Annotated in this window: 14 protein-coding genes; 8 read left to right on the forward strand and 6 right to left on the reverse strand. The window is 65.8% G+C overall.

Annotation, left to right across the window (positions count from 1 at the left end; genetic code table 11):
• Nucleotides 1-15: 15 nt before the first annotated feature.
• The 5 genes from AC4PTO_RS02625 to AC4PTO_RS02645 are packed head-to-tail and all read left to right on the forward strand — an operon-like array spanning nucleotide 16 to nucleotide 4,573.
• Nucleotides 16-1,956 (forward strand): AAA family ATPase, encoded by a 1,941-nt coding sequence (locus tag AC4PTO_RS02625; RefSeq protein WP_492731585.1) that lies wholly within the window; start codon nucleotides 16-18, stop codon nucleotides 1,954-1,956.
• On the forward strand, nucleotides 1,953-2,264 hold the full coding sequence (locus AC4PTO_RS02630; protein WP_492731587.1) for a hypothetical protein: 312 nt from the start codon (nucleotides 1,953-1,955) through the stop codon (nucleotides 2,262-2,264). The genes AC4PTO_RS02625 and AC4PTO_RS02630 overlap by 4 nt, the downstream gene beginning before the upstream one ends.
• Nucleotides 2,261-3,616: a DUF6638 family protein gene (locus AC4PTO_RS02635; RefSeq protein ID WP_492731589.1), complete on the forward strand. Its 1,356-nt coding sequence runs from the start codon at nucleotides 2,261-2,263 to the stop codon at nucleotides 3,614-3,616. The genes AC4PTO_RS02630 and AC4PTO_RS02635 overlap by 4 nt, the downstream gene beginning before the upstream one ends.
• The gene (locus tag AC4PTO_RS02640; protein WP_492731591.1) at nucleotides 3,613-3,891 is read left to right on the forward strand and encodes a hypothetical protein; all 279 of its coding nucleotides are present in this window, start codon (nucleotides 3,613-3,615) and stop codon (nucleotides 3,889-3,891) included. The genes AC4PTO_RS02635 and AC4PTO_RS02640 overlap by 4 nt, the downstream gene beginning before the upstream one ends.
• A gap of 7 nt (nucleotides 3,892-3,898) precedes the next feature.
• Nucleotides 3,899-4,573: a DUF1523 family protein gene (locus tag AC4PTO_RS02645; protein WP_492731593.1), complete on the forward strand. Its 675-nt coding sequence runs from the start codon at nucleotides 3,899-3,901 to the stop codon at nucleotides 4,571-4,573.
• A 15-nt stretch (nucleotides 4,574-4,588) separates the two neighbouring features.
• Here AC4PTO_RS02645 and AC4PTO_RS02650 read toward each other — a convergent pair whose 3' ends face one another.
• From AC4PTO_RS02650 to AC4PTO_RS02675, 6 genes are all read right to left on the reverse strand, one after another.
• The gene (locus AC4PTO_RS02650) at nucleotides 4,589-6,940 is read right to left on the reverse strand and encodes an aldehyde dehydrogenase family protein (protein WP_492731594.1); all 2,352 of its coding nucleotides are present in this window, start codon (nucleotides 6,938-6,940) and stop codon (nucleotides 4,589-4,591) included.
• An 8-nt stretch (nucleotides 6,941-6,948) separates the two neighbouring features.
• On the reverse strand, nucleotides 6,949-7,932 hold the full coding sequence (deoC, locus tag AC4PTO_RS02655; RefSeq protein WP_492731596.1) for a deoxyribose-phosphate aldolase: 984 nt from the start codon (nucleotides 7,930-7,932) through the stop codon (nucleotides 6,949-6,951).
• 176 nt (nucleotides 7,933-8,108) lie between these two features.
• Nucleotides 8,109-8,468, reverse strand: coding sequence for a Grx4 family monothiol glutaredoxin (gene grxD, locus AC4PTO_RS02660; protein WP_492731598.1), 360 nt, complete (start codon nucleotides 8,466-8,468; stop codon nucleotides 8,109-8,111).
• An 82-nt stretch (nucleotides 8,469-8,550) separates the two neighbouring features.
• Entirely contained in the window at nucleotides 8,551-8,793 is a 243-nt protein-coding gene (locus AC4PTO_RS02665; protein WP_492731600.1) for a BolA family protein, read from the reverse strand.
• Nucleotides 8,794-8,909: 116 nt separating this feature from the next.
• Nucleotides 8,910-11,072: a phosphoribosylformylglycinamidine synthase subunit PurL gene (gene purL, locus AC4PTO_RS02670; RefSeq protein WP_492731602.1), complete on the reverse strand. Its 2,163-nt coding sequence runs from the start codon at nucleotides 11,070-11,072 to the stop codon at nucleotides 8,910-8,912.
• A gap of 292 nt (nucleotides 11,073-11,364) precedes the next feature.
• Nucleotides 11,365-12,273 (reverse strand): LysR family transcriptional regulator, encoded by a 909-nt coding sequence (locus AC4PTO_RS02675; RefSeq protein WP_492731604.1) that lies wholly within the window; start codon nucleotides 12,271-12,273, stop codon nucleotides 11,365-11,367.
• 155 nt (nucleotides 12,274-12,428) lie between these two features.
• Here AC4PTO_RS02675 and AC4PTO_RS02680 point away from each other — a divergent pair, with 155 nt between their 5' ends.
• From AC4PTO_RS02680 to argC, 3 genes are all read left to right on the forward strand, one after another.
• Entirely contained in the window at nucleotides 12,429-15,827 is a 3,399-nt protein-coding gene (locus tag AC4PTO_RS02680; RefSeq protein WP_492731605.1) for an indolepyruvate ferredoxin oxidoreductase family protein, read from the forward strand.
• Between the two features lie 97 nt (nucleotides 15,828-15,924).
• Complete coding sequence (murI, locus tag AC4PTO_RS02685; RefSeq protein ID WP_492731606.1) at nucleotides 15,925-16,737, forward strand: glutamate racemase; 813 nt, start codon at nucleotides 15,925-15,927, stop codon at nucleotides 16,735-16,737.
• Between the two features lie 29 nt (nucleotides 16,738-16,766).
• A complete protein-coding gene (gene argC / locus AC4PTO_RS02690) occupies nucleotides 16,767-17,795 on the forward strand; it encodes an N-acetyl-gamma-glutamyl-phosphate reductase (RefSeq protein WP_492731608.1) in 1,029 nt (342 codons plus the stop codon).
• Nucleotides 17,796-17,846: the final 51 nt, after the last annotated feature.

Here is a 17,846-nt window from a genome sequence, read left to right on the forward strand (position 1 = left end):
GGATTGGGTGAACGCATGAATGCGCCGCGCGATGAAATGGAGCTGAAGGAAGAGGCGATCCGCGCCCATTATGCCGCCGCGGCCGAGCTTTTGCGCGGCTTCGACCATGCCCCGCGCCTGGCAAAGGCGGCCGCGGTGGAGCCGGTGCCCGAGCGCTCTCCGGGCGTTGGCGCCGGGGCGCGGCGCTTCCGGTCGACGACGCCGGGGCTTGTCACGCGCTCGGTCGCGCGGCCCGAGGGCGTGCGGCTGGTCGAGCGCGTGCAGGGCATCGCGGGGGACGATCTGCCGACTGCGGCGCAGGCGCAGGTGCTTCAGGCGCTGCGCCGTGCGCTGGCGATCGCGCTGAGCCTGGGCGAGGTGTTTCAGGAGGTCACCGGACTGGCGGAACTGAAGAAGGCGAACCTCGAGGCGCGCCTGCCGCAAAACCGCGCGGCCGAGTTCGGCGAGTTACTGGCGGCCGAGGCGCTTTCGGTGCTGTCGGTCTTTGCCAATGCCACGGCCTTCCTTCTGGCGCCGCAGGCCGGGCCGGAGGTGGCCGAGATCGGGGATGTCGAGGAGGTCCTGACCGACAACGCCCCGCTTGCGCTGCAAGGCGCGCTGTGGGAGCTGGATCAGGACATCGCGCTTTGGGCCGAGGACGATGCCCGGCTGATCGCGGTGGTTCTGGCCTATGCCGAGCAGCTTATGGAAAAGGTGCGCCTGCGCGCCGAGACGGCACCGCGCCTGGGGGCCTTTACCGGGGCCGCCTGGCGGATCGAGGCCGACGATCTGCCGATCACGGGGTTCCAGCCCGCACGCAAGGTGCGCGGCACCACGCTGAGCATGGCGTTCAAGAAACCGCATGAGGTGGTGGGCAACCATATCGCCAAGTATCAGGCGATGCGGCTAGCCAAGATGCTCATGGCCTATGATTTCGAACGCAAGCTCAATCCCTTTGCCGAACTGGGCGGGTTCATCTTCACCTTCATGGGCGACGGCAAGCCCGGCACGGGCAAGACCACGCTGATCCAGATGATGGCGGGGCTTCTGAACGACTATTGCAAGGTGGCGGGCTATCCGTTCCGCTATCAGAACCTGTCGATCGACAATGTAGACAGCTATCAGGGCAAGTCGGGGCAGAACGCCAAGGCCTTCATCCAGAACGTGATGGACCCCGCGGTGATCGGCTTTGGCACGGTCGACGATATCGACCAGATCGCGGGCAAGCGGGGCGACCGGCAAAGCTCGGCCGGGCAGCAGGAGATCACCGCCGTGCTGATGGAGGCCTTTGCCGGGGCCAATACCGTGGTGCGCGGCAACTGCACCTTCGGGATGTTCTCGAACTATCCCGAGAACGTGGACGATGCGCTGCGCCAGCGGGCGGGCGCGCGCTTCCTTGTGGACGGGCCGCAAACGCGCGAGGATTACATCGATATTCTTGCCCTGCTTTTGGGCAAGAAGCACGACATCCCGCTTGGCGATCACGATCTTTTCGCCGCGCAAGAGATCCAGCGCGCCGTGGCCGCAAGCTTCGAGGGGCATTCGGTGCCGCATGAGGCGGGGCTGAAAACCGTCTGGGCCGAGGTCGAGGCGCGCATCGGTGCGCTGGATACGCTGGCCAAGCTTGGCGCCTATCTCAAGGCGATCCAGGAGGCCGACGCGCGCTTCACCGGCCGCGCGATCAAGAACATCACCGATGCCGTCAAGGTGCGGGCGATGGATTTCGAACTGCCCGACGCATGGATGGAAGACCCAGAGCTGTTCCTGTTCAGGGATTATGACACCAAGTCGGCCATGATCGCGGAACTGCGCCGGCCGATCACCGTGGACATGGTGGTGCAAGAGATCAACCGCTATGCCGACAGCGAATTCCGTTATGCCGACAAGTCCGACGAGGTGGCGATCGACACCATGGTGCGTGACATGGAACGCGCCGAGGAGGCCAAGCGCCGGTATCTGAAGGGGCGCGGCGCATGATCTCTCCCGTTGCCACCATAGGAACGGTTCTTAGTGGCGTCATGCTCTTCATGCTGCTGCCGTTATTGGCGCGCGCGGGCAGTCGTCCCATGTTTCTGCTGCTCTTTGTCCTGTCGATGCCGTTCTGCTTCGCGGTGGGCAGAGGGCTTGCCAATCTTGCCGGGGCGGTGATCTGGCTTGATTGGGTGCCGGCGGGGCCCGTCTGGGCAGGTGGCTTGCCGGTGCGCGCGGCGGATGGGGTGGTCTTCGCGCTGTTTACCGCGCTGGCCGTTACCATGACATTTGTGGTCCGGAAGGCGCGGCCATGAGGCGTTTGATCGAAAAAGGTCTGATGTTTGGCAACCTGGTGCGGGTGGACAGCCCGGCGCTGGTCGAACGCTATAACCGGGCGCTGGAGCATCTGACAGGCAAACGCACCGCGATGAGCGATTTCCACATCGACATCTCGGGCTATTCGCCCGAGCTTGGCGATGAGCTTGGCGATCACCTCTATCTCAATCCCAACGGTTGCAACCGGCAGTTCATCCTGCTCAGCACCGACCAGAAGGATGCGCCGCTTCTCAATGCCAAGTTCTCGACCTCGCGCACGATCCTGCGGCGCTTCATCGAAGAGAACGAGGCGCAGCTTTTCAGCCTGACCGCCCGCGACGCGGTGGCAGGGGAGCTTGAGAATTCGGTGTTCGAGATCAGCGCGCCTTACCGGCTTCTGGATATCCGGCATATCACCGTCGTGGCCGATACCACCGGGAACCACGTTGCCGAGGCCGGGAGGTTGGGGGGGCTGATCGAACGGTTTCGGACCGAGCCGGATGCCTGGTGGGACGACGTGCTGATCGCCGAGATGATTGAGCTGGCACGGAAAACCGGCGATGTGACGCGCAACCCGGTGCAGCTTCGCTCCACCGCATTCGAGACGCCCGATTTCTGGACCGCGCATTTTGGGGGCATCTACATCTTCCGCTCGGTCGAGCATCCCGCCGCGATCGTGATGGGCGACCGCGAGGCGCTTGGCGCCCTGCCGATCCGGCATGTCTTCTCGGCTGCGCAGCGCAACGAGATCGCGAAATTTCTGGAGCTGAACGGGCTGGCGGAACCGATCGTCAGCGCGCGCGGCGCCGATTCTGCGGGAATCCTGCGCCAGAAGATGGACTTCATCCTTGTCGAGGCGGCCGCACGCCTTGGCCTTGAGGCCGGAAGCGGTTCGCGCCGCGAGCTGCGCGCGGTGGCGCAACGGCTGGGGGGCGCGTTACCCGAAGAGTTCCAGGGCCTCGCGGCGCTCTTGCGGTGGGTCGAGGCCGATGGCCGCTGGCCGCGCATCGACAGCCGCCACCCGTCCTATTTCTACACGCTGCGCGCCACGCAGGGGCCGCTGCGCGATCTGGTCAACATGCTTCTGGCCGAGCTGTCGCCGCTGGATGTGCGGCAGCTGTTCATCTGCCACAAGGAACTTTTCTATCGCCTCTACGCCACCTGGCCCGAGGCGAAACGGGCCTATGTGGCCAATTTCCTTGAAAAAGAGTATCAGATCGACAAGGCCGGTGCGCGTGCGGCCCTGTTCGGGGCCGAACCCGACATGGCGGGCGGGGATGCCACCGGCGGCGCGCGCGACATTGTCGATCTGGTCGGGCCCTGGGGCGCGGTGCTGAGAGGAAAGTCATGATTGCCTTTTTGCGTTTGGCGGTATTCGGCCTTGTCGGGCTGACGGTGCTTTATGTCCTGCTGTCGATCTATTCGCGCTCGTTGCGGCGCGAGGGGCTGGAAAAGGAATGGGACGCCAATCCCCCCGCCGATGCCACGCCCGAAGCGCGCGACGCCTGGATCGAGGAGGGCATGGCCGCCTATCAAAAAAGCCTGCGGCGCAAGCTGATCTGGCTGGTCTATGTCATTCCGGTCGTGGTGATCGGAGTATTGCTTTATCTTGTCAACTACGCATGAGGCGGCGATGAAATATGTGAAATGGACGGTCCTTGCGCTGCTGGCGCTGATCGTGTTCGGCTTTCTTCACTACACGCTGCCGCAGCATGATGTCGTGCGCGTGGTGAACACCTATCAGGAACGGCAGGACCTGAACGACTGGACGCGGATCTTCTGGTCAAGCCCGGACGATCAGTCCGGCACGCTGAGCAACCGCGATGTGCAGTTCATCCAGACGATCACCACCGACAGCAAGCCGATGGTCTATCGCAACGAGGATACGGGCTGGTCCTGGCCGCCCTATTTCAAGTTCGATACCGCCGGGCTTCAGACCGAGGCGGACGATCTGCGCTCGACCCGCGAGGCGCCGAAATGGGCGGTGGTCACGCATTACGGCTGGCGCAACGAGCTGATCTCGATCTTTCCCAACGCGGTTGCGATCCGCCCGGTCGAGGGGCCGGACGTGCGGATCATCCCCTGGGTCAACATCGTCATCCTGACCTTCCTTCTGGCCATCCTCCTGACGATCCGGGCCATGTGGCGGCAGTTCCGCGAACGCTCGATTGACCCGGTGCTCGAGGATGTGGGCGAGGCCTGGGACGGTGTCGAGGAACGCGCGGACGCGGCCGGCGATCGTGCGCGCGGCCTGTGGGGGCGCTTTACCGCCTGGCTGGGCACCTGGCGGGGCATGCCGCGCAAATAGCGCGCGGCCGCCGGGCTATTCGCCGTAGGGAATCCAGATGTTCTTGACCTGACAGGCGCGCGCCAGAAAATCGCGCCCCTGTCCCTGGGGGCCGCGCCAGTCGCGGTTGCTCAGGGTCCAGACGGCTTTCAGGTTGCCCGCGCTTTCGGTTTCCATCGTGGTGGCGTCGGTGCCGCAATACCACATGGCGTCCACATCGTCGTGCCGGGCCAGAACCTTGCACAGATCGTCGCGGTCGCCGGTCACGATATTGACCACGCCGCCCGGAAGATCGGAGGTGTCGAAGACCTGATAAAGGTCGGTCGCCGCGAGCGGCATGGATTGCGCGGGGACCGCGACCACGCGGTTGCCCATGGCAATGGCGGGCAGCACCAGAGACGCGAAGCCCAGAAGCGGGGCCGCATCGGGGCAGCCGATCCCGATCACGCCCCAGGGCTCGTTCATCGCCAGCGTGACGTTGTTTGACCGGGTGGCATGCACGGCGCCGTCGAACTTGTCGGCCTGGGCGGCATACCAGAAGGCGCGCCTAAGGGTGGCCTCGACCTCGGCCGGGTCATGCCCGGCCGATTTCAGCCGCGCCTCGAACTCGGCGGCGCGGGCCGACAGGTTCTCGGCGATATAGTAAAGCACCTGCGCGCGGTTGTGGCCCGTGGCCTTGCCCCAGCCGCCGGCCTTCTGCGCCGCCTCGACCGCGTTGCGGATATCCTTGCGGTTGCCAAGGGGGGCCAGCCCGATTTCGCGCCCCTTGTGGGTTATGGCGTAGGAATACCCGCCATCCGGCCGTTTCTGCGCGCCGCCGATATAGAGCTTCGCGGTGCGGTCGATCGGAGGGGCCCCCTTTCCGGCAGGGGGCTGGCCCGGCACCGGCGCGGCATCGAGCCGCCCCGGCGCCGCCTCGGCCTTCGGCCTTGGGGAAGGGGTGTGCAGATAGGCCGCCATCCCTTCACGCCCGCCTTCGCGGCCGAAGCCGCTTTCACGCATGCCGCCGAAGCCCGCGCCCGCGTCGAAGACATTGGTGCAGTTGATCCAGACCACGCCCGCGCGGACCTTCGCGGCGATATCGGTGGCCAGCGTGATGTTCTCCGACCAGATCGAGGCGGAAAGGCCGTAGCGGGTGTTGTTGGCCAGCTCGATCGCCTCGTCCGGGGTGCGGAAGGGGGTGAGGGTTGCCACCGGGCCGAAGATCTCTTCGACCATCGCGGGGTTGGCGGGCTGCGCATCGGCCAGAAAGCCCGGCGCATGGAAGGCGCCGCGCGCGGGCAACTGGCATTCGGCCTGCACGAGCCGCGCGCCCGCCGCCTGTCCCCTGGCTACCAGATCGCGGATACGCGCAAGCTGGACCGGGTGGACCACCGCGCCGATATCGGTGGATTTGTCCAGGGGATCGCCCACCCGCAGCCGTGCCATCCGTGCCGTCAGCCGGGCGGTGAAATCCTGCGCCACCGCCTCTGCCACCAGAATGCGCGAGCCCGCGCAGCAGACCTCGCCCTGATTGAACCAGATCGCATCCACCACGCCCTCTGCGGCGGCATCCAGATCCGCATCGGCAAAGACCACGAAGGGCGACTTGCCGCCCAGTTCCAGCGTCAGCGCCTTGCCCGAGCCCGCGGTGGCGCGCCGGATCAGCCGGCCAACCTCGGTCGAGCCGGTGAAGGCGATCTTGTCGACCCCGGCGGCCACGAGGTGGCGCCCGGTTTCGCCATCCCCGGTGACGATGTTCACCACGCCTTTCGGCAGGCCGATCTCGGCGCAGATCTCGGCGAAGGCAAGCGCGCTTAGCGGCGTGTATTCGGCGGGTTTCAGCACGACCGTATTGCCCGCGGCAAGGGCCGGGGCGATCTTCCAGGCCAGCATCAGCAGCGGAAAGTTCCACGGGATGATCTGGCCGCAGACGCCGTGAGCGACCTGGCCGGGAAATTCGTCGGCCAGGATCTCGGCCCATCCGGCATGGTGGTAGAAATGGCGGATCACCAGGGGCAAGTCGATGTCGCGCGCCTCGCGGATCGGCTTGCCGTTGTCCAGCACCTCCAGAACCGCAAGGAAGCGTTCGCGCTTCTGGATATGGCGGGCGATCGCGTAAAGCCACCGGGCGCGTTCATGGCCGGGCAGGGCGGCCCAGCCGGGCTGGGCCTTGCGCGCGGCGGCCACCGCGGCGGCCACGTCTTCGGCCGTGCCCTGGCTGGCATGGCCCAGCACCTCTTCGGTGGCGGGGTTGCGGGTCTCGAAGGTCTGGCCGGGGGCGGTGAAGGCGCCGTTGATGAAATGCCCGAACCGGGCGCGGTCGCGCAGCCATGCGCGCACCTCGTCGCTGGCTTCGGGGGCGGGGCCGTAATCCATCGTGCTGAGTATCTCTTTCACGGTCGGCATCTCATTCCTCAGGCAAGCGCGTGGCGCGACGAGGACGCATAGCGCCCGGTGACATGGTGTTCGAGCTGGCGTTCGATATCGCCCAGCATCGACGAGGCGCCAAGGCGGAACAGGTCGGGGCGCAGCCAGTCGGTGCCCAGTTCTTCCTTCATCAGGATCTGCCAGGCAAGCGCGTCCTTGGCGGTCTTCATGCCGCCTGCGGGCTTGAAGCCCACGCGAAAGCCGGTGCGCGCGCCAAAATCGCGCAGCGCCCGCAGCATCACGAGCGAGACCGGCAGCGTGGCGTTGACGCCTTCCTTCCCGGTCGAGGTCTTGATGAAATCGGCACCCGCCTGCATGGCCACCATGCTGGCCTTGTAGACATTGCGCAGCGTCTTCAGATCGCCCGTCGCAAGGATCGCCTTCATATGCGCCGCGCCGCAGGCCGCGCGCATTGCCGCGATTTCGTCGTAAAGCGCGCTCCAGTCTGCGGCCAGGACATGGGCGCGGGTGATGACGATGTCGATTTCATCGGCGCCCTGATCGACGGCATAGCGGATTTCGGCCAGGCGCAGATCAAGCGGCATGAGCCCGGCGGGAAAGCCCGTGGCGACCGAGGCGACGGGGATGCCGCTGCCTTCAAGCGCGCGTACGGCCGCGGCCACCATCGTGGGATAGACGCAGACCGCGCCGGTGTGCAGCGCCTCCAGCCCGAGCTCTTCAAGGATATGATCGGCCAGCGGCGCGCGCGCCTTGGCGCAAAGCCGGGCCACACGGTTTTCGGTATCGTCCCCGGCCAGCGTGGTCAGGTCCATGCAGCGGATGGCATTCACCAGCCAGGCCGCCTGCCATTCCTTCTTGAGGCTGCGCCGGGTGGTCAGCGTGGCCGCGCGGCGTTCGGCCGCCGGGGTGTTCACCGCGATCCGGTCGAACCAGTCGATCGCAAGCGGAACGCCGGCATTGCGGGGCGCATGCGCGGACGGGTCGGGGCGCGGGGCCGGGGCGTTCTGCATGAAAGCTCTCTGATCTGGGGGCCGCATGGGCGGGCCGTGTCATCCGAGGCTAGCGAATGGCGGCGCGCGCTTCAACGGCCCTGCGCGCCGCGCGGCCGCAAAGGGGCCCCCGCCGGCAAAAAGCCCCGCCACAGGGGCGGGGCTTTGCGATCTCGTCCTGCTGGCCGCGGGCCGGTTCAGGCGTTGGCGGCGCGGATCTGCTCGGCCGCGTCCTTGTTGAAGGCGACCTCCTTGTCCTCGAGAAGCTGGTCAAGCTCTCCCGAGAGGGTCATCTCGGTCACGATATCGCAGCCGCCGACGAATTCGCCCTTGACGTAGAGCTGCGGGATCGTGGGCCAGTCCGAATAGTCCTTGATCGCCTGGCGGATGTCCTGATCCGCCAGCACGTTCACGTCCTTGTAGGTGACGCCCATGAAGTTCAGCACCCCCGCCACGCGCGAGGAGAACCCGCATTGCGGCATTTCCTTCGTGCCCTTCATGAAAAGCACGACATCATTGGAGGTGATGGTTTCCTTGATCTGGTCGATGGCAGTCATCTGATATGTCCTTGTTCGCTGCGGATCGCTGTCCTGTTGCAGTCATCGCGTGATGCGCTCATTGACCAAAGTCAGGCCCGGTTCACTCGGGCGCCTTGGTCGTCAGTGCAAGCGCGTGTAGTGCCCCGTCGGGGCCGTCCATCGCCCCCTTCAGCGCGGCGTAGACGGCGCGTTGCTGCTGCACGCGGTTCATTCCCTTGAACGAGGCATCGACCACTTCGGCTGCCCAGTGGTTCCCGTCGCCCGCAAGATCGGTGATGGTGATCTCTGCGTCCGGAAACCGGGCGCGGATCAGGGCTTCGATGTCATGGGCTTCCATCGGCATATGCGGCTCCTTCTCGTTCCTTGGAAATCTAGGTCGGCTCTGGCCTGCCCGCAAGGGCCGATGGCCCGTGCGGGGGTGTGCCGGACGGGGGCGGCCCGTGCCCCCGGCCCGTGTGCTCAGCCCTCGATCGCGTCGGCAAAGGCGCCGCGATAAAGCGCGCTTAACTCGGCAAGGGGGGCGGATGCGTCCCCGAACGTGACCGTGTTGCCGCCAAAGTGCCCCACGCGCGCCACCGGCACGTCCGCCGCCCCGGCGGCAGCTTCCAGCGCCGCAGCCCCGGCCGCATCGCAGGCGACCAGATAGCGGGCCTGATCTTCGCCGAACAGCGTGGCGATGTCGCCTGTGTCCAGCTTCAGGCCAAGGCCCGCGGCCTCGGCCATCTCGAAGGCGGCAAGGGCAAGGCCGCCATCGGAGAGGTCGTTCGCGGCGCGCAGCAGGGCGCGGTTGGCGCGCAGGAATTCGCCGTGCCGCCGCTCGGTGTCCAGATCGACATGGGGGGCGTCGCCTGCCTCGATGGCGAAGGCCTCGCAGGCCAGGGCCGACTGGCCCAGATGCCCCTCGGTTCTGCCGATCACAAGGGCGATGTCGCCCTCGGCCGGCTGGCCCGCGATCATCTCGTCCAGCGTGGCCAGAAGGCCGACCGCGCCGATCGTCGGCGTGGGCAGGATGCCGGTGCCGTCGGTTTCGTTGTAAAGCGAGACGTTGCCCGAAACGATGGGGAAATCGAGCGCGCGGCAGGCCTCCCCGATGCCTTTGATGGCGCCGACGAACTGGCCCATGATCTCGGGCTTTTCGGGATTGCCGAAGTTCAGGTTGTCGGTGGTGGCCAGCGGCAGGGCGCCGACGGCGCATAGGTTCCGATAGGCCTCGGCCACGGCCTGCTTGCCGCCCTCATAGGGGTTGGCCTTGACGTAGCGCGGGGTCACATCCGAGGTGAAGGCAAGCGCCTTTTGGGTGCCGTGCACGCGCACTACACCCGCGCCCAGACCGGGGCGGCGCACGGTGTCGGCCATGACCTGCGTGTCGTATTGCTGCCAGACCCAGGCCTTGTGCGCATGGTTGGGTGAACCGATCAGCGCCTTCAGCGCCTCGATCGGGCCGATGGCGGGCAGGGCGGGCATCGCGGCGGGGGCAGGGGTCTCTACCCAGGGCCGGTCATATTCCGGTGCGCTGGAGCTGAGCTTGGACAGCGGCAGATCGGCCTTCACCTCGTTGCCGTGCAGGATCAGGAAACGGTCCTCGGCGATGGTTTCGCCGACGATGGCGAAATCGAGATCCCATTTCTCGAAGATCGCCCGCGCCTCGGCCTCTTTCTCGGGCTTGAGCACCATGAGCATGCGCTCCTGGCTTTCGGACAGCATCATCTCATAGGCGGTCATGTTGGCTTCGCGCTGCGGCACGGCGTCCAGCACCAGTTGGATGCCCAGATGCCCCTTGTCGCCCATTTCCACCGCCGAGCAGGTCAGCCCTGCCGCGCCCATGTCCTGGATCGAGATCACCGAATCCGAGGCCATCAGCTCAAGGCAGGCCTCGAGCAGGCATTTCTCGGTGAAGGGGTCGCCGACCTGAACGGTAGGGCGCTTTTCCTCGATCGTGTCGTCGAATTCGGCCGAGGCCATTGTGGCGCCGCCCACGCCGTCGCGGCCGGTCTTGGCGCCCAGATAGACGACGGGCATGCCCACGCCCGAGGCGGCGGAATAGAAGATCCTGTCGCTGTCGGCCAGACCGGCAGCGAAGGCGTTCACAAGGCAGTTGCCGTTATAGGCGGCGTGGAAACGCACCTCGCCGCCCACATTCGGCACGCCGAAGGCGTTGCCATAGGCGCCGATCCCCTCGACCACGCCCTTGACCAGATGCGCGGTCTTGGGATGCGAGGGCAGGCCGAAGCTGAGCGCGTCCATCGCCGCGATCGGGCGCGCGCCCATGGTGAAGACATCGCGCAGGATGCCGCCCACGCCGGTCGCGGCGCCCTGATGCGGCTCGATATAGCTGGGGTGGTTGTGGCTTTCCATCTTGAAGACCACCGCCTGCCCGTCGCCGATATCCACCACGCCCGCGTTTTCGCCGGGGCCGCAGATCACCTGCGGGCCGGTGGTGTGCAGCGTGCGCAGCCATTTCTTCGACGACTTGTAGGAGCAATGCTCGTTCCACATGGCCGAAAAGATGCCAAGCTCGGTGAAGGTCGGTTCGCGCCCGATGATTTCGAGGATGCGCTCATATTCGTCGGGCTTCAGGCCGTGGGCGGCAATCAGCTCGGGCGTGATCTTCGGCTCTTCCATCGGGCGACTCCTGGCATGATCTGCCCGGGTATTAGTGCAGGGTGCCGCGTGGTGGAAGGCCGATTTGCCGAACAGGACCCCGAATTCTGATGTGAAGGCGCCGGATTCTGCCGCAAACGAAAAAAAAGGCCGAGACAAAGCTCGGCCATAGTCCAACAGGGAGGTAGAAAGTGATGAGACCGAAGTCGATCACCACCTTCGCTGACCGATTTATGGGCAGTTTGCGAACCATTCAAGAAGAATCATGCTGCGGATGCAACATGTCCGCTATGCGTTGCGGGAATGCCTCAACTCAATCACTGGTTGTTTCGTCGGACTGCTGCCGGCGATAGGCCATGATTTCCTCTTGCACGAAGTCGCGGAAGGCCGCGACACGGCGCGAGGGGCGCAACTCTTCGGGATAGGCCAGGAACACCGGAACCTCGACCGATTCAATCTCGGGCAGGACGCGTTCCAGCGTGGGGAAATCCTGCGTCAGGTAGTCGGGCAGAACGCCGACGCCCAGATGATTCACCACCCCCTGCAAGACGCCGAAGTAATTGTTGACCTTCAGCGTTGAGCGCACGTCATAGCTCAGCAGATGCTGGATGAGGGCGGCCCCCGGTTCGACCTGCGGGGTCGAGGGATTTTGGCAGATCAGCCGGTGCTTGCGCAGATCCTCCAGCGTGTCGAGCCGCCCGGTCCGCGCGATGTATTCGGGGCTTGCGTAAAGCCGCATGCGGATGTTGAGCAGCCGCTTGCGGATCAGGTCCGCCTGGCTTGGCTCTTTCATGCGGATGGCGACATCGGCCTCGCGCATCGGCAGGTCCAGGACGCGCTCTTCCAGCATCAGGTCGATATTGAGATCGGGATACCGCTCGTAAAGCTTGCCCAGCCGGGGCGCGAGCCAGAGCGTGCCGAACCCCGTGGTCGTGGTGACCTTGAGTTCGCCGAATACCTCTTCCTCGCTGTCGCGGATGCGCGCGGCCGCGGCATCGAGCTTCTTGGCCATGGTCGAGGTGGCATCGAACAGAAGTTCCCCCTGTTCGGTCAGAATCAGTCCGCGGGCATGGCGGTGGAAAAGGGTGGTGCCCAGTGATTCCTCAAGCGCGCGAATCTGCCGGCTGACGGCGGATTGCGACAGATGCAGGGAATCGCCTGCATGGGTCAGCGAACCTGCATCCGCGACCGCGTGAAATATTCTGAGCTTGTCCCAGTCCATCTTGAACACTTTCTAAAATCACCAACCTCACACGCGCACGATTTCTACAGAAGTTCTGTAAACTAAACAAACACGAACGCCCCAAAATTTCCCTTTCTAGGTCAGTATTTTTGACCTACCATGGTGTTATGCCTTTTGAGCAAGGGGGGTGCACAATGGGTAAGCAGGAAATATCTCTCTCGGACCGGTTCGATCTGTCCAGAAGCCCGGTGCTGCTGAATGGAACGCAGGCGCTTGTGCGGCTGATGCTGGCGCAGGCGGCGCGCGATGCGGCGGCGGGGCTGAACACCGCGGGCTATGTGACGGGGTATCGCGGCTCTCCTCTGGGGGGTGTCGATATCCAGATGATGCGGGCCCAAAAGGTGCTTGAGGCCGCGAATGTGCTGTTCCAGCCGGGCCTGAACGAGGATCTGGCCGCGACCGCGATCTGGGGCAGCCAGCAGGCCGAGCTGCGCGGCGAGGGCAAGCATGACGGCGTCTTCGCGCTCTGGTATGGCAAGGGGCCGGGGGTCGACCGCTCGGGCGATGTGATGCGCCACGCCAACATGGCCGGATCGTCCGCGCATGGCGGTGTCCTCATGGCGATGGGCGACGATCACACCGGCGAAAGCTCCACCGTGCTGCATCAGTCGGACTGGGCGATGGTGGATGCCTATATCCCCGTTCTCTCCCCCGCGGGCGTTCAGGAGATTCTGGATTTCGGGCTTTACGGCTATGCGCTGAGCCGGTTTGCCGGTGTCTGGGTCGGGCTGAAGACGATGAAGGATACCGTCGAGGCGACGGCCGTCGTGGATGGCGATCCGTTCCGCATGACATTCGTGACGCCCGAGTTCAGGATGCCCGAGGGCGGGCTGAACATCCGGCTGGGCGACACCCCCGTCGCGCAGGAAGCGCGGATGATCGACTACAAGCGCTTCGCCGCCGAGGCCTTTGCGCGCGCCAACAAGGTCGACAAGCGTGTTCACGGGCGCCCCGGCGCCAAGATCGGTTTCGTGGCCGCGGGCAAGAACTGGCTGGATCTGGTTCATGCGCTCAGCCTGCTGGGGATCGACGGCCTCGAGGCCGAACGCCTGGGCATCACCACCTGGAAGGTGGCGCAGACCTTCCCGATGGACATGAAGTCGTTCAACGAATGGGCCGAGGGGCTGGAACTGATCGTCGTGGTCGAGGAAAAGCGCAAGCTGATCGAGGTGCAGGTCAAGGAGGCGATCTTCGACAACCGCCGGGGCCGCCGCGTGCTGGGCTGGAAGCACGACCGCACCGGGGAAGAGCTGTTCCCCACCCGCTTCGCGCTTGATCCGATGGCCATCGCGGAAAAGCTGGGCCAGATCCTGAACGAGGAAGGCCGCGCGACCGACAGCGTGCAGGCAGGCCTTGCCCGCATCGCCGAGGCGCGGCGGGCCGACAACGCCCCCGAGATCGCAACGCGCACGCCCTGGTTCTGCTCGGGCTGCCCGCACAACACCTCGACCCGGGTGCCCGACGGCAGCCGCGCCTATGCCGGTATCGGCTGCCACTACATGGTGCAGTGGATGGGGCGCGAAACCACCGGCTTCACACAGATGGGCGGCGAGGGCGCCAACTGGGTCGGCGAGGCGCCGTTCTCGAAGCGCGCGCATGTGTTCCAAAACCTCGGGGACGGCACCTATAACCACTCGGGTTCGCTGGCGATCCGGGCGGCCTTGGCGGCCGGGACCAACATCACCTACAAGATCCTGTTCAACGACGCCGTCGCCATGACCGGCGGACAGGCGAACGAAGGCGGGCTGACCGCGCCGCAGATCGTGCGCGAGATCCAGGCCATGGGCGTGGCGCCGATCGTCGTGGTCTATGACGAAAAGGAAGAGATCGACCTGTCCGCCTTCCCCGCCGGGGTCGAGAAGGTCGAGCGCGCGGCGCTGATGCCGGTGCAGGACCGGCTGGCAAAGACGCCCGGCGTTTCGGCCATCGTCTATGTGCAGACCTGCGCGGCCGAAAAGCGCCGCCGCCGCAAGCGCGGCGCCTTTCCCGATCCGGACCGCCGCGTGTTCATCAACACCGATGTCTGCGAAGGCTGCGGCGATTGCGGGGTGCAGTCGAACTGCGTCTCGATCGTGCCGGTGGAAACCGAATTCGGCACCAGGCGCGCCATCGACCAGTCAAGCTGCAACAAGGATTTCAGCTGCCTCAAGGGGTTTTGCCCGTCCTTCGTGACGCTTTCGGGGGCGAAGGTGAAAAAGGCCGCGACGGCGGAATTCACCATGCCCGACCTGCCCGATCCCGCGCTGCCCGCGATCGGCGGAACGCATAACATCGTCATCACCGGCGTGGGCGGCACGGGGGTCGTGACCGTCGGGGCGGTGCTGGCGATGGCCGCGCATCTTGATGGCAAGGGCGCGGGCATGATGGAGATGGCCGGCCTTGCCCAGAAGGGCGGCGCGGTGCATATCCACCTGCGCCTTGCCGAACGCCCCGAAGATATCAGCGCCATCCGCGTGGCCGTGGGCGAGGCCGATTGCGTCATCGGGGGCGATCTGGTGGTGACGGCCGGGGCGAAGACGCTTGGGCTGATGTCGAAGGGCCGCACCGCGGCCGTGGTGAACCGGCACGAGATCGTTACCGGCGAATTCACCCGCAACCGCGATTTCCACCTGCCTGCCGACCAACTGCGACTCTCGCTCGAGGCGCGGCTGGGGGATCGGGTGTCCTTCTTCGACGCGACAGAGCTGTGCCGCCGGATCCTTGGGGATTCGATCTATTCGAACATGGCGGTTCTTGGCGCAGCCTGGCAGCAGGGCCGGATCCCGCTGCACCGCGCCGCCATCCTGCGCGCGATCGAGCTGAACGGGGCGGGGGTCGAGGCCAATATCCGGGCCTTCGATCTGGGCCGTTGGGCTGCCGCCATGCCGGACGCCGCCGCCGGGGTTCTGGCCCCCGCGGCCCCGCCCGCGCCAGAGGCTGATCCCGCTCTTGCGCGGGCCGCGCATCTGGAGGTCTACCAGAATGCGGCGCTTGCGCGGCGCTACCGCGATCTGGTGGCCCGCGCGCCCGAAGGGCTGCGCGACGCGGTTGCGAAGGGTTATCACAAGCTGCTGGCCTACAAGGACGAATACGAGGTTGCGCGGATGCATCTCGACAGCGCGGAAAAGGCGCGGGCCGAGTTCGACGGCGATTTCCGCATGTCCTTCCACCTTGCCCCGCCGATCCTTGGCGGCACAACGCCCGACGGGCGGCCGAAAAAGCGTGAATTCGGCCCCTGGATCCTGCCGGTCTTTCGCCTTCTGGCACGCCTGAAGGGGCTGCGCGGCACGCCCTTCGACCCCTTCGCCCGCAGCGCCGAACGGCGCACCGAGCGCGCGCTGATCGCGGAATACGAGTCCGACATGGCCCGGATCCTGCCCGCTGTGACCTCGGCCACGCTCGATATCGCGCGCGAACTGGCCGAGCTGCCCCTGACGATCCGGGGCTTCGGCCCGGTCAAGGAGGCCGCCGTCAAGGCCGCCGCCCTGCGGCGCGAGGAATTGCTGGCCGCGTTCCGCTCGGGCGGGGCACCCGAACGCATGGCGGCCGAGTGATATTCGGAGATTTATTTCCGCCGCAATGCAGCTTATGACAGGGCACCCCCCGCGCGGATCCGCGCGGGGGCTTTCATCCTGAGGGCAGGGGACAGTCATGGCGATTGGGGTTTTCGACTCGGGCCTGGGCGGGCTTACGGTATATGATGCGCTGGTCAGGCGGCTGCCCGACACGGCCTTCGTCTATTACGGCGACAACGCGCACGCCCCCTATGGCGTGCGCGATGCCGAGGACATCTTCCAGCTGACCTGCCGGGGGGTTGAACGGCTTTGGCAGGAGGGTTGCGATCTGGTTATCCTTGCCTGCAACACGGCCTCGGCCGCGGCGCTCAAGCGGATGCAGGAAACCTGGGTGCCGCCGGAAAAGCGGGTTCTGGGCGTCTTCGTGCCGCTGATCGAGGCGCTGACCGAACGGCAATGGGGCGACAACTCTCCGCCGCGCGAGGTGGCGGTGAAACATGTGGCGCTGTTTGCGACGCCCGCCACCGTGGCCAGCCGCGCCTTCCAGCGTGAACTGGCCTTCCGCGCGATCGGCGTCGATGTCGAGGCGCAGCCCTGCGGCGGCGTGGTCGACGCGATCGAGATGGGCGACGAGATCCTGGCCGAGGCGCTGGTCAAAAGCCATGTCGAGGCGCTCAAGCGCCGGATGCCGCATCCGCAGGCCGCCGTGCTGGGCTGCACGCATTACCCGCTGATGCAGCAGGTCTTCCAGGAGGCGCTTGGCCCGGATGTCACGGTCTACAGCCAGGCCAACCTGGTGGCCGAAAGCCTTGCCGACTATCTTGGGCGGCGTCCCGAATTCGTCGGCTCGGGTACGGAATCGAAATGCCTCACCTCGGGCAATCCGGCCTCTGTCTCGGCCAAGGCGACGCAGTTCCTGCGCCGTCCGGTCCGTTTCGAAGCCGCCTGACCCCGACCGATACCCGCAAGGAGACCGCCATGACGCAAAACATCGCCATTCTCGGTGCATCGGGCTATACCGGCGCAGAGCTTGTCCGCCTGATCGCCACGCATCCCTCGATGCGCATCGTCGCGCTTTCGGGCGACCGCAAGGCGGGCATGAGCATGGGCGAGGTCTTCCCGCATCTGCGCCATCTTGACCTGCCCGACCTGGTCAAGATCGAGGAGATCGACTTTTCCGGCATCGATCTGGCCTTTTGCGCGCTGCCGCACGCGACCTCGCAGGCGGTGATCGCCGGGCTGCCGCGCAACCTGAAGATCGTGGACCTTTCGGCCGATTTCCGTCTGCACGATCCGGCGGAATACGAAAAATGGTATGGCAAGCCGCATTCTGCGGTCGAGATCCAGAAAGAGGCCGTCTATGGCCTGACCGAATTCTACCGCGCGCAGATTCGCGCCGCCCGGCTGGTGGCTGGCACCGGTTGCAATGCCGCGGCCGGTCAATATGCCATCCGGCCGCTGATCGAGGCCGGGGTGATCGACCTTGACGAGATTGTGATCGACCTGAAGGCCGGTGTCTCGGGCGCGGGGCGCAGCCTCAAGGAAAACCTGCTGCATGCCGAGCTTTCGGGCGGAACCCATCCCTATTCCGCCGGTGGCGCGCACCGTCACCTTGGCGAATTCGATCAGGAATTCAGTGCTTTGGCGGGCCGCCCGGTGCATGTGCAGTTCACCCCCCACCTGCTGCCGTTCAATCGCGGCATCCTGGCGACGGTCTATGTGCGCGGCGATGCGCGGCCCATCCACGACGCATTGGCCGCGCGCTACGCGTCCGAGACCTTCCTCGAGGTGCTACCTTTCGGCGCACTCCCCTCGACACGTTCGATCGCGGGCTCCAATTACGTTCATGTTGGCGTGATCGGCGACCGCCTGCCCGGCCGGGCACTGGTGATCGTCGCGCTCGACAACCTGACCAAGGGCTCTTCGGGGCAGGCGATAGAGAACGCCAACCTGATGCTGGGCCTCGAGGAAACGGCCGGACTGATGCTGGCGCCCGTGTTTCCTTGACTTAGGTCAGTGCGGACCCGGGCGATTTGTCCGAGAAAGCAGCCAGGACAC

It is taken from the genome of Rhodobacter maritimus (assembly GCF_058747975.1).

Bases quoted from the DNA above. Each gene is read 5' to 3' on its own strand.
- AC4PTO_RS02645 (WP_492731593.1), top strand. From the start codon at position 3,899: ATGAAATATGTGAAATGGACGGTCCTTGCGCTGCTGGCGCTGATCGTG.
- deoC (WP_492731596.1), bottom strand. From the start codon at position 7,932: ATGCAGAACGCCCCGGCCCCGCGCCCCGACCCGTCCGCGCATGCGCCC.
- AC4PTO_RS02675 (WP_492731604.1), bottom strand. From the start codon at position 12,273: ATGGACTGGGACAAGCTCAGAATATTTCACGCGGTCGCGGATGCAGGT.
- AC4PTO_RS02625 (WP_492731585.1), top strand. From the start codon at position 16: ATGAATGCGCCGCGCGATGAAATGGAGCTGAAGGAAGAGGCGATCCGC.
- AC4PTO_RS02665 (WP_492731600.1), bottom strand. From the start codon at position 8,793: ATGCCGATGGAAGCCCATGACATCGAAGCCCTGATCCGCGCCCGGTTT.
- AC4PTO_RS02640 (WP_492731591.1), top strand. From the start codon at position 3,613: ATGATTGCCTTTTTGCGTTTGGCGGTATTCGGCCTTGTCGGGCTGACG.
- AC4PTO_RS02650 (WP_492731594.1), bottom strand. From the start codon at position 6,940: ATGCCGACCGTGAAAGAGATACTCAGCACGATGGATTACGGCCCCGCC.
- purL (WP_492731602.1), bottom strand. From the start codon at position 11,072: ATGGAAGAGCCGAAGATCACGCCCGAGCTGATTGCCGCCCACGGCCTG.
- AC4PTO_RS02680 (WP_492731605.1), top strand. From the start codon at position 12,429: ATGGGTAAGCAGGAAATATCTCTCTCGGACCGGTTCGATCTGTCCAGA.
- argC (WP_492731608.1), top strand. From the start codon at position 16,767: ATGACGCAAAACATCGCCATTCTCGGTGCATCGGGCTATACCGGCGCA.
- murI (WP_492731606.1), top strand. From the start codon at position 15,925: ATGGCGATTGGGGTTTTCGACTCGGGCCTGGGCGGGCTTACGGTATAT.
- AC4PTO_RS02630 (WP_492731587.1), top strand. From the start codon at position 1,953: ATGATCTCTCCCGTTGCCACCATAGGAACGGTTCTTAGTGGCGTCATG.
- AC4PTO_RS02635 (WP_492731589.1), top strand. From the start codon at position 2,261: ATGAGGCGTTTGATCGAAAAAGGTCTGATGTTTGGCAACCTGGTGCGG.
- grxD (WP_492731598.1), bottom strand. From the start codon at position 8,468: ATGACTGCCATCGACCAGATCAAGGAAACCATCACCTCCAATGATGTC.